Source organism: Halalkalibacter sp. HAAS-P014, from assembly GCF_056619965.1.
In genome coordinates this window covers 90,157-101,866 of record NZ_JBWQTV010000023.1, presented here as the reverse complement: position 1 = coordinate 101,866, position 11,710 = coordinate 90,157, and the positions used below count along the sequence as shown (strand labels likewise).

The following is an 11,710-nucleotide window of genomic DNA, read 5'->3' as shown; positions in this document are numbered from 1 at the left end:
TCGACGGGCACGGCCGTTATTAGTGAAGAGCGAATGAGTTTTCTTGAAAATTCATTAATGTGGGTGGTACCGCGGGAAGTATAAATACTCTCGTCCCTAACAGGTTTGTTAGGGATGGGAGTTTTTTGCGTGTTGGGGTAATGAATGCAAGAAGTACCCACTTTTGAAAAACAAATTGGCTAGAAATGATGCTCGATACATATCGCCATTGAACAAGATACTATAGGAGGATTAACGATGTCGTTTTCACATGATCAGATTGAGAAAAAGTGGCAAGATTACTGGGAGAAAAACAAAACGTTTCGAACTACTGAAGATGCAAACAAACCAAAATTTTATGCATTAGATATGTTTCCGTACCCTTCCGGTGCTGGACTACATGTTGGTCACCCTGAAGGGTATACAGCAACGGATATTTTATCCCGTATGAAACGGATGCAAGGATATAATGTTTTACATCCGATGGGATGGGACGCTTTTGGACTGCCAGCAGAACAATATGCGCTTGATACGGGAAATGATCCTGCGATTTTTACTGAGCAGAACATTAATACGTTCCGTCGTCAGATAAAGTCTTTAGGATTCTCTTATGATTGGGATAGAGAAATTAATACCACCGACCCTAATTATTATAAATGGACACAATGGATTTTTACGAAGCTTTATGAAAAAGGGCTAGCCTATATTGATGAAGTAGCTGTGAATTGGTGTCCTGCACTGGGCACGGTGTTAGCCAATGAGGAAGTTATTGATGGGAAAAGCGAACGTGGGGGCCATCCAGTTGAGCGCCGTCCGATGAAGCAATGGATGTTAAAGATTACAGCTTATGCAGATCGCCTGCTTGAAGATTTGGAAGAGCTTGATTGGCCGGAAAGTATTAAAGATATGCAGCGCAACTGGATTGGACGTTCTGAAGGGGCGGAAGTGACCTTTAAAGTGGATGGACACGCATCAGAAGAGGTTCAAGTCTTTACTACTCGTCCTGATACGCTTTTTGGGGCAACTTATATGGTTTTAGCGCCTGAACATAACCTTGTAAATGTGATCACAACAGCTGATCAACAAGAACAAGTAGAAGCTTACAAAGCAAAAGTAGCAGCAAAGAGTGATTTAGAACGTACAGAGCTCTCAAAAGAAAAAACGGGTGTATTTACGGGAGCTTATGCAATTAACCCAGTAAACGGTGAACAAATTCCGATCTGGATTGCTGATTATGTGCTTGTAAGTTATGGTACAGGTGCGATTATGGCTGTACCTGGTCATGATGAGCGTGACTATGAGTTTGCAAAAACATTTGACCTAACGATACGCGAAGTGGTTGCAGGTGGAAATGTGGAAGAAGAAGCATACACTGGAGACGGTGAGCATGTAAATTCGGACTTCTTAAATGGTTTAGATAAAGAAGTGGCGATTCGTAAGATGATCGACTGGTTAGAAGAGAATCAATTTGGGAAAAAGCAAGTAACGTATCGTTTACGTGACTGGTTGTTTAGCCGTCAACGTTACTGGGGAGAGCCAATTCCAGTTATTCACTGGGAAGATGGGACGATGACAACTGTTCCTGAAAATGAGCTACCACTTGAATTACCGAAGATGACAGAAATCAGACCATCGGGTACAGGTGAATCCCCTCTTGCAAATGCGAAGGAATGGCTAGAAGTCGTTGATCCAAAAACAGGTAAAAAAGGCCGTCGTGAGACGAATACAATGCCACAATGGGCAGGTAGTTGTTGGTATTATCTTCGCTACATTGATCCAAACAATTCAGACGCGTTAGCTGACCCAGAAAAATTAAAAAAATGGCTTCCAGTTGACATTTATATTGGTGGGGCTGAGCATGCTGTTCTACACCTTTTATATGCTCGTTTCTGGCACAAAGTACTATATGATATTGGTGTAGTGACAACGAAAGAACCTTTCCAAAAGCTCTATAACCAAGGAATGATTCTTGGTGAGAATAATGAAAAAATGAGTAAATCAAAGGGGAATGTTGTGAACCCTGACGATGTCGTAGCAAGTCACGGAGCTGACACGTTACGACTATATGAAATGTTCATGGGACCACTTGATGGATCGATCGCTTGGTCTGCAAATGGTTTAGATGGCGCACGTCGCTTTTTAGATCGAGTATGGCGATTATTTGTTGATGAAGCTACAGGTGAATTAAGCCAAGCAATTCAAGACGTACAAGCACCGGATAACTTCGCGCGCGTCTATCATCAATCTGTTAAAAAGGTTACAGAGGATATGGCAGAGCTTCGTTTTAATGTTGCGATTTCTCAAATGATGGTATTTGTGAACGAGGGATACAAACAAGAAGTGCTGCCACGTGACTTAATGAAAGGCTTTGTAAAACTACTTGCTCCTATCGCGCCACATCTTGCCGAGGAATTATGGGAAATGCTTGGTCATAACACCACAATTAGTTACGAAACATGGCCAACGTTTGACGAATCAATGCTTGTTGAAAATGAAGTGGAAGTAGTTGTCCAATTAAATGGAAAAGTAAAAGCAAAACTGATGATCCCAACTAATGCGACGCGTGAACAAATGGAAGAAATCGCAAAGCAGGATGAAAAAGTACAAGCTGCTATTGGGGAGAAATCAGTACGCAAAATCATTGCCGTACCTGGTAAATTAGTGAACATTGTTGTTGGGTAGGTTTGAATATTGATTGGTTGTTGGTTATTGAGGGAAGACATGGAGCACAGCTTAAATTATGATTTTTTAAAATGGCCATAAAACCATATGATCTGTAGACCACTGGAAAAGATGAAACATCCTTTTTCAGTGGTCTTTTTTATTACCAAGGAGAGGCAAGAGTACACTAGCATAGATTCAGCTTTAATGCGCACGATATTATTGGGTATATAATTTACCTAACAACAGCATGATCGGAGGTTCTTATGGTGGAAGAGGATAAACAGTTGCTATTAGGACAAGGTCCAGATGATCAGGACTCAGAACTATCGGAAACAAAGGAATATCTTCTTGAAGCTGCACGCGAATTAGGCGAAAGTGAAGAATACGAAGAGCAGCACCTGGAGCCAATGCAGCAACAAGAGTCAGATGAGGCACAACAAAGCATGCAAACGGACAACCAATTATTTGAAGCAGCAGAGCAGCAGTTAGAGGAATTAGAGCAAGAAGCACAACAGCAAAGCTCACTGCAGCAAATACAACAGAGTTTACAAACGGAGAGCCAACAATTAGAGGTAGCTGAGCAGCAGCTGGAGGAATTAGAGCAAGAAGCACAACAGCAAAGTCCACTTCAGCAAATACAACAGAGTTTACAAACGGAGAGCCAACAATTAGAGGTAGCAGAAGAACAGTTAGAGCAAGCTTCCTTGCAGCAAGCAAAGCAGAGTTTACAGACAGAGAACCAACAGTTAGAAGTAATGGAGCAACAATTGCAGCAAGCCGAACAACAAATTCCATTACAGCAGGCGCAACAAAATCTACAAATGGAAAATCAACAATTTCAACAAGCGCAGCAAAGCCTTCAGCAAGCGCAGCAACAAGTCCAACAGCAAAAGTTAAATTTGCAAAATCTTCACCAGCAAGTGGAGGAAGGACAACAACATTTACGAGCATTACAAGCTCAGGTTGAACAGGAGAAACAACATGTTCAACAAGAAAAGCAACAAGTAGAGCAAGCACAACAACATGTTTTTGATGTGATGAAGGAGCAAAACAACAAACTTCATTAAGAATATATAAGAGTTGCGACAGACCAGGTTATTTGTCACTATTACAAAAATATGATATGCGTCATGCATAGACGCATATCATATATTGTAGGGATAGAGCCACTGTGTAGCAGCTCTTTTTAAAATTAAACAAACGTTTATTTAAGAGTAATTTAGACTTCTTTAAGTTCAGAAATTTCTACTTCAGACCTTTCCTCTAATGGACCTCGTAAATGAACAGTAGCGATTTTTCCATCATCATGCAATTGATCAATCCAAACCGAAGTACCGTTATAAGTTACATCAATCTCTGCTGATGAAGAAAGGATTTGTCTAACACGATTAGCATCCATAGTATTCACTCCTCTTTGATTGTCGTTTTATAGTGTGTTGAAAAAGGAGAGTTTATTCAAATCTAGAAAATATTTGTAGTTTGTTTTAGGAAAAGAGTCAATGATGTGAAAAGTACTAATCAGGTATCGTGAATAGTTGCGTTTGTTTTAAATAGGAGCTTTATTAAATGTAAATATTTTCTGTATATGTTGTTAATAAAGCCCAACGTTAAGAAACTAGCGAACGTTGGACTTATTCCTCTTATTGACAAGAGTGTATTGGAGATTTCAAGGTGTGAATATTATTTTCGTACAAATTGTTCTGCTGCAGATTTTCCTGCTGTGTAGCCTGTCGAAAACGCAACTGTAATGTTATACCCACCTGTATAGCCATGGATGTCCAGCACTTCACCACAAAAGTACAACCCCAGTTTCTTTTTAGAGTGCATTGTTTTGGGTTCAATTTCTTTTATAGAAATTCCACCACCTGTTACAAATGCCTTCTCAATCGATAATGTACCATTTACTTCTAATTCAAAGTGTTTACAAATCGTTGCGATTGAGCGCCATGTATCATGAGAAACGGTAGAGGCAAGGACTTGTGTATCAAGAGCAAGTTTGTCATAAACAAAAAGTAAGAAACGTTCAGTTGCAAATCCCTTGAGTAAATTCTTTAGCGATTTTTTTGGATCCTGTTTTACCTTTGCTAAAAGCTGTTGAAATAGTTGTTCTTCTGAAACAGTAGGAAACAAATCGATTTCCATCTTAATCGATGATGTTTTAAATTTTTTCAACGCTTTTACGACATATTGACTGCACCTCAAAGCAGCAGGACCCGAAATCCCAAAATGGGTAAAAATCATGTCACCTTCATGTGTTTTAATTTTTTTGCCTTTTGGATTAAAAACAGTTAATTCAATATCTCTAAGTGATAGGCCTTGAAGTGTTTTATTACGAATAAACGGCTCATTGGATGTAATCGGAACTTCTGTTGGATACAAGTCAGTAACCGTATGCCCTGCTTTCTCTGCCCAGGGATATCCATCTCCGGTACTGCCTGTGTGAGGAACAGATTTCCCTCCTGTTGCAACAATAACTGCAGAAGTATGAATGTGTTCGCCAGATTGTAAAATAACTTCGGTAACGGCTTCTTCTGAATAATTGATTGTTTTAACTGCTGTATTTGTACGAATATCAACGCCCAACTCTCGCACTTTTCGTAATAATGTTTCAACAACAGTTATAGCTTTATCACTAACTGGAAACATTCGACCTCGGTCTTCTTCCTTCAACTTGATGCCTAGGTCTTCAAAGAAATCAATAATATTTTCGTTATTGAAAATAGAAAAAGGGCTATGCATGAAACGCCCATTTCCAGGTATGTGCGCAATCAACTCTTGAGTGTCCATTCGGTTCGTAACGTTACACCGTCCTCCACCAGATATTGCTAACTTACGTCCAAGTTTATTTCCTTTATCTAGTAAAAGAACATTTGCGCCGTATTCAGCAGCAGCTATAGAAGCCATGAGACCAGATGGACCACCACCAATCACAATGACATCATATTTTTTCATAGTTTTTCACCTCAGATTGTAAAAGTGTAAAATTTCAATTGCGTAACGACGTATTAAATCAAGAAAAAACAAGGTTTCTTTAAATTTAAATTTGTTTACATACAGTACCATGTTCTTTATAAAAAGGAAATTAATTCTTAGTTCGAGCAACACGTAACAGACTGTGGTAAAATGCATAAGGAGTTAAAAAGAAAAACATGTTAACAACGAGTTTTTTGGAAAGTGGGAACCAAGATGTCAGATTCAAAATTAATGCGTGGGACGATGGTACTTACCGCTGCGACATTTGCTTCTAAAATATTAGGACTCATTTATATTTTTCCGTTTACTGCCATTGTCGGCCAGACGGGGATTGCTTTATACTCGTATGGTTACTTGCCATATACGGTTTTACTAAGTCTTGCAACTCTGGGAGTACCATTAGCCGTTTCTAAATTTGTCTCGAAATATAACGCTTTAGGAGATTATCGGACGGGACATCGTTTATTTAAATCAGGTCTGGCCTTTATGAGTATCTCAGGAGTCATTGCGTTTCTTATTTTATTTTTTGCTGCACCATATATTGTACCACTCATTATTGAAAATCCAACTGAACAGGGTAATACATTTGAAGAGATTGTTTTTACGATTAGAATGGTTAGCATTGCGCTGATCGTCGTGCCGATTATGTCTGTAATTCGTGGTTATTTTCAAGGATTCCAATCAATGGGGCCAACTGCTGTCTCACAAGTGATTGAGCAAATAGTACGTATTGTCTTTATTTTAGCGATCACTTTCTCAATAGTTCAAGTTATGCAAGGAAGTATTGGACTGGCTGTCGGATTTGCGACATTCGGTGCTTTTGTAGGGGCGCTAGGTGGATTAACAGTCCTGCTCATTTATTGGTTTAAAAGGAAGAAATACATTCAACAGCAAATTGAAAACTCTACGATTGATCATCAATTGCCACTAAAATCAATGTATAAAGAATTAATTGCGTATGCTTTGCCTTTATCATTTGTGGGCTTGGCTATACCACTGTATCAATTAATTGATTTATTCACATTTAACAATACTCTTATTGGGACGCACTTATCGCAAGAAGAATCTGAAGTGGCATTTGCCGTTTTTTCAAACACGGGCCATAAAATTATCTTGATTCCGATGGCGCTTGCTACAGCATTGTCGATTACACTATTACCAACGATCACCAAATCGTTTACAACAAATGATACAGAGTTGTTGCAGAAGCAAATTACCCAAACATATCAGGTTATATTGTTCTTGACGATTCCTGCCGCTGTAGGAATGTCCGTGCTAGCTTATCCGATGTTTGGTGCTCTTTATGGCTTAACTGATTATGAGATAGGTGGATATATATTACAGTACTATGCGCCAATAACCTTATTCTTCTCCGTCTTTGCCGTTACGGCAGCGATTTTACAAGGAATGAACAAGCAAAAGTTTGCTGTAATCGCTCTATGTGCTGGGTTATTTCTTAAACTAGCTACCAATAGCTTGCTTCTTTCCATTTTTGGACCTCTTGGAGGGGTACTAGCAACTTATATTGGTTATACGGTTTCAATTGGAATTACCGTTTGGGCTATAGGGAAATTCGCTCAGTTTAACTACACATTGATAATCAAGCGAACGGTCTTAATTTTAATTTTCACAGCTATTATGGCTGTTGGAGTCATTATAGTAAACATGGGGATGCAGTATGTATTGCCAATTACAACGCAATTACGTGCTTTTCCTAGCTTATTTATTGGAGTCGTCACAGGGGCTGTTATTTATTTATATTTAGGTTATCGTTCACATTTAGCCGGGCAAGTGTTAGGAGCTAGGTTTAAATTTTTAAAAAAGAGAAGACAGCAAGAAGGAGAGAACTAAAGAGGCGACATTGAATTAGAAAATTCGACAAGGGTTGGCAATGAAAGCCTCTTTTGATTATATTAGTCGTTTGATATAATAGAGAATGTTCAAAAAGTCCAAGTCTACAAGCGATGTAATAGCCCACTTCTTTGACAAGTAGCATAGAAGACTCAGTAGATGTCTTCCTGCTTTTTGGACACAATCGTTCAAGTAAGAACGAATTTATGCTTGGGCAGGGGGGCGCGATGAAGTATTCATTTCGAAAAGATAACGATTGGTTGCTAATCATCACAACGTTCCTTCTAGCTGGATTTGGCTTAGTGATGGTATTTAGCGCAAGTTATGTGTTGGGGATAGGACAGGAGAATCCTAATCCCTATCAATTTATACAAAGACAGTTTTTATGGTTTTTACTAGCTATATTTGCTTTTGTAGTTGTGATGCATTTCCCTTATCGCTTTTATAGGAAAATGTCACCTTTAATTATTGCTATTTCAGTCATTTCACTTTTTCTTGTTTTGCTTCCTTGGTTTGGAGTAACAATCGGTGGTGCACAACGTTGGATACAATTAGGACCACTTAGGGTTCAACCAACTGAGTTCGTGAAAATTGGCATGATTATTTACCTTGCTCAAGTTTATTCGCAAAAACAAGCTTATATCGATCAGTTTGTAAAAGGTGTTATGCCTCCACTTGTTGTAGTGGGATTTGTTTTTGGGTTGATCATGATGCAACCAGATCTAGGGACAGCTACATCTATATTACTGGTTACGTTTTTTCTGGTTTTCTTTTCTGGTGCAAAATGGAGACATTTAATCGGTTTGGGTGTTGTAGGTCTCACATTATTTATTGTATTTGCTTTATCGGCTCCTTACCGTATTAGGCGTCTTACTTCCTATCAAGATCCATTTGCTGATCCTACAGGGGATGGGCACCAAGTAATTCAATCGTATATTGCAATGGCTCACGGTGGGTTAAGTGGAACAGGGTTAGGCCAGAGTGTACAGAAGCTCTTTTATTTACCAGAAGCGCATACTGACTTTATATTGGCTGTAGTCGCTGAAGAGCTAGGTCTTTTAGGAGTTTTGTTTGTTTTAGGTTTGCATACAGTTATTTTGGTACGTGGAGTTATGATAGGATCGCGTTGTAAGAATCCTTTTGGTAGTTTGCTTGCATTTGGAATTGTCTTTCAAATAGCGATTCAAATTATATTTAATGTTGGTGCCGTAACAGGTATGTTACCAATTACAGGAATTCCACTTCCACTTATTAGTAATGGCGGATCCTCATTATTTTTTACACTTGTCTCGCTGGCGATATTAGCGAACATCTCGAGGAATAATATTCGCCAAAGAAGGCTTAAAGAACATAACGAAGAAACACAGCTTTCGGCATCTTAATGCCGAGAGCTGCTTCTTATAGATGGAGGCGACAATGGAAGAACGGAAAACAGGTTTTCAGCAGATCGATTATACGCTTCTCTTTCTGTTGTTTGTACTCATGTGCATTAGCTTGCTAGCTATATATAGTGGATCAGGTCAATATTTTAGTGATGACCCAACCTACTATGTGAAGCGTCAAATTATTTGGTTTGTAGTCGGTGTTATTGTCATGCTAGGGGTCATGTTCTTCGACTATGATTTATTTAAAAACTTTTCGATTCCCCTTTTTGGTATCGGTATTATTTTATTATTACTCGTTGCCTTTTCTCCGCTAGGCGTCTTTCGTAATGGTTCACAACGTTGGCTTAATCTCGGTCCTGTGGAAATACAGCCGTCTGAGTTTATGAAAATATTTCTTATTATTGCGCTAGCGCATATGCTCTATCGAGTAACGCTTAACCGAGCAACAAAAGATTTGAAATCTGACTTAATTATTGTGGCAAAAGTAATTGCAATTGGTTTGCCACCTTTTCTCTTGATTTTAAGACAGCCTGACTTAGGGACAGCGCTTGTAATTGCTAGTATTATGGCTACAATGCTTTTAATGTCAGGGGTAGCCTGGCGGATACTTCTATTCTTAGGGCTATCTGTGGTAACAGGGATTGTTGGATTAGTTTGGTTGTATAATCATAACTTTGACTTGTTCACAAAATTCATCGCATCTCATCAACTTGATCGAATTTACGGTTGGTTGGATCCGTACGAGCATCAAGGCTCATACGGATATCAATTAGTGAATGCCATGAGAGGGATAGGCTCCGGGCAATTACAAGGTACTGGGTTTATGCAAGGTGTTCAGACACAGAGTGATCGAATTCCAGAGATCCATACGGACTTTATCTTTACTGTAATTGGCGAAGAATTTGGTTTTATTGGGGCAACGATATTAATTGTCACGTATTTCTTGTTGTTTTACCGAATGATTATTATTGCTTTAACGTGTAACAATTTATTTGGAACATATTTAGTATCTGGTGTAATAGGTCTACTTGTATTCCAAGTGTTTCAAAATATTGCTATGACAATTGGATTAATGCCGATTACTGGTCTCGCTCTACCTTTTATAAGTTATGGGGGGAGTGCGCTTTTAACCAATATGATTGCAATGGGGATTGTTCTCAATGTAAATATACGAACGCGGCATTATATGTTTGAAACTGAGGAGTCTAGTATGTAAGAGGTTGTGTCTGGGTAAGGTCTGATCCATAATATCAAGTGCAGTATTTGATAGGTGAGTTAGCTTAAAACGATCTATCATCTATTGTCTAGAAATGGGTCAGAATCCTTGTTTGGGACAACCTTTTTCTATTATTATTATGTTAGTGAAAGGGGGAAGATTGAATTGAAGTTAGTAGTTGGTTCTGGGCGTTTAGCCAGCATGATCCTCACTGTTTTAAAAGAAGACGAAAGAACGTATGTGTACAGTCGTAATGAACAAACTGTTGGTGAGCTGGTGAAAGAATTCCCTCACGTAAAACAAGCAGGTCCCAAAGATTTTCCAAATGTTCAATTTTTCTTTCTCTGCTTGCCGTTAAAAGGGTACGAACAATTTCTTAGGAAGTATGAGCGAACCTTTCGAAATGATGTAACTATATATCATATGGCAACTGCTGTTAAGGAGGAGCAAGTTAAAGAACTAATTGGAAACAAAAATATCGTCCCTTTAAAATTTGTTGGCCATGCAATGGTTGCGAAACGAGAAAAGAAAGGATTATTTGTTATTCCCAAAAAACACGAGCTAGAAAAGAAGACACTCAGTAACTTGTTTCCGTCAATGACTATAGAAGTTGCTTCAGAACAACAGGCGTTACTTGCTAATCAATTAGGAACAAAAGCGGCGATTAAAATGAGTGTAGGTCTTTCTGAAGAGATGAAGAGTTATAAACTACCATCAGAACTAATTAAACAAACGTTTGATCAAACTGTTCATGGTGTCATAGACGCTTACCAAAGCAATGATCTAGGAGGGTTTGCTAAAAGTATTGAAGAAAAATTACAACAGAAAGGAGAGCATGAGTCAAATGAGGATGGATAAGTTGCTTGCAAATATGGGATATGGAACAAGGAAAGATGTTAAAAAGTTGATGAAATCAGGCAGTGTTCATGTAAATGGAGAAATCATAAAGGATGGCAAAGTTCACGTGAATCCTGAGCAAGATTCAGTCACGGTTTTTGGAGAAGAAGTCAAATATAAACCATACATTTATTTAATGCTTAACAAGCCACAGGGGGTTATTTCTGCAACGGAAGATAATGAGCATGAGACAGTAATTGATTTATTACTTTATGAACATGCGTTGTTTGAACCTTTTCCAGTTGGCAGACTAGATAAAGACACAGAAGGGCTCCTGTTAATTACAAATGATGGGCAATTCTCACATGCGTTAATGTCCCCGAGAAGACATGTAGCCAAAACATATATTGCAACCGTTCGAGGAAAAGTGGATCAAACAGATATTCAGTTATTTAAAGAAGGGGTAGAGCTTGATGATGGCTATAAGACCAAACCAGCAGAGTTATCAATTCTTGAAAGTGGAGCTACCTCAAAAATTAAGTTAACGATAACTGAAGGGAAGTATCATCAAGTAAAGCGAATGTTTGAAGCTGTTAATAAAAAAGTATTGACGTTAAAGCGAATTAAAATTGGACAGCTAGAATTAGATCAAGAATTGGAGCCAGGTACATATCGAGAGTTAACAAAAGATGAAGTTGAAATGCTTCTTCTTAGGCAAGAAGAGAGTGACTCTTAAAAGGGCTGCTGAAGAAGGGAAGAACCTTTTTCAGTGGCTTTTTTAAAGGGAGTCACTCTCTTCAAATAT

9 protein-coding genes and 1 other annotated feature (1 of these 10 cut by a window edge) are annotated in these 11,710 nt (G+C 38.6%); of the genes, 7 read left to right on the top strand and 2 right to left on the bottom strand.

Translation table 11 applies throughout. The features are described from left to right. Positions 1-101, top strand: a binding site (T-box leader); it begins 123 nt to the left of the window's first position. 136 nt (positions 102-237) lie between these two features. Together leuS and AC1FXZ_RS18330 are read left to right on the top strand one after the other, a co-directional pair. Next, positions 238-2,661 (top strand): leucine--tRNA ligase, encoded by a 2,424-nt coding sequence (gene leuS / locus AC1FXZ_RS18335; protein ID WP_480056339.1) that lies wholly within the window; start codon positions 238-240, stop codon positions 2,659-2,661. Between the two features lie 248 nt (positions 2,662-2,909). Then, the gene (locus tag AC1FXZ_RS18330; RefSeq protein WP_480056337.1) at positions 2,910-3,710 is read left to right on the top strand and encodes a hypothetical protein; all 801 of its coding nucleotides are present in this window, start codon (positions 2,910-2,912) and stop codon (positions 3,708-3,710) included. A gap of 152 nt (positions 3,711-3,862) precedes the next feature. Here AC1FXZ_RS18330 and AC1FXZ_RS18325 read toward each other — a convergent pair whose 3' ends face one another. Together AC1FXZ_RS18325 and AC1FXZ_RS18320 are read right to left on the bottom strand one after the other, a co-directional pair. Further along, positions 3,863-4,042, bottom strand: coding sequence for a small, acid-soluble spore protein, H family (locus AC1FXZ_RS18325; protein WP_480056335.1), 180 nt, complete (start codon positions 4,040-4,042; stop codon positions 3,863-3,865). 281 nt (positions 4,043-4,323) lie between these two features. Continuing rightward, a complete protein-coding gene (locus AC1FXZ_RS18320; protein ID WP_480056333.1) occupies positions 4,324-5,595 on the bottom strand; it encodes a BaiN/RdsA family NAD(P)/FAD-dependent oxidoreductase in 1,272 nt (423 codons plus the stop codon). 234 nt (positions 5,596-5,829) lie between these two features. On the opposite strand from AC1FXZ_RS18320, the gene AC1FXZ_RS18315 reads away from it, so the two are divergent. From AC1FXZ_RS18315 to AC1FXZ_RS18295, 5 genes are all read left to right on the top strand, one after another. After that, entirely contained in the window at positions 5,830-7,467 is a 1,638-nt protein-coding gene (locus AC1FXZ_RS18315; RefSeq protein ID WP_480056331.1) for a putative polysaccharide biosynthesis protein, read from the top strand. A gap of 227 nt (positions 7,468-7,694) precedes the next feature. Continuing rightward, on the top strand, positions 7,695-8,849 hold the full coding sequence (gene ftsW, locus AC1FXZ_RS18310; RefSeq protein WP_480056329.1) for a putative lipid II flippase FtsW: 1,155 nt from the start codon (positions 7,695-7,697) through the stop codon (positions 8,847-8,849). 34 nt (positions 8,850-8,883) lie between these two features. Then, a complete protein-coding gene (rodA, locus tag AC1FXZ_RS18305; protein WP_480056327.1) occupies positions 8,884-10,068 on the top strand; it encodes a rod shape-determining protein RodA in 1,185 nt (394 codons plus the stop codon). 165 nt (positions 10,069-10,233) lie between these two features. Further along, positions 10,234-10,926 carry a hypothetical protein gene (locus AC1FXZ_RS18300; protein ID WP_480056325.1) on the top strand — a complete coding sequence of 231 codons (693 nt, stop codon included), beginning with the start codon at positions 10,234-10,236 and terminating at the stop codon, positions 10,924-10,926. Further along, on the top strand, positions 10,913-11,641 hold the full coding sequence (locus tag AC1FXZ_RS18295; protein ID WP_480056323.1) for a pseudouridine synthase: 729 nt from the start codon (positions 10,913-10,915) through the stop codon (positions 11,639-11,641). Before AC1FXZ_RS18300 ends, AC1FXZ_RS18295 begins: the two co-directional genes overlap by 14 nt. Positions 11,642-11,710: the final 69 nt, after the last annotated feature.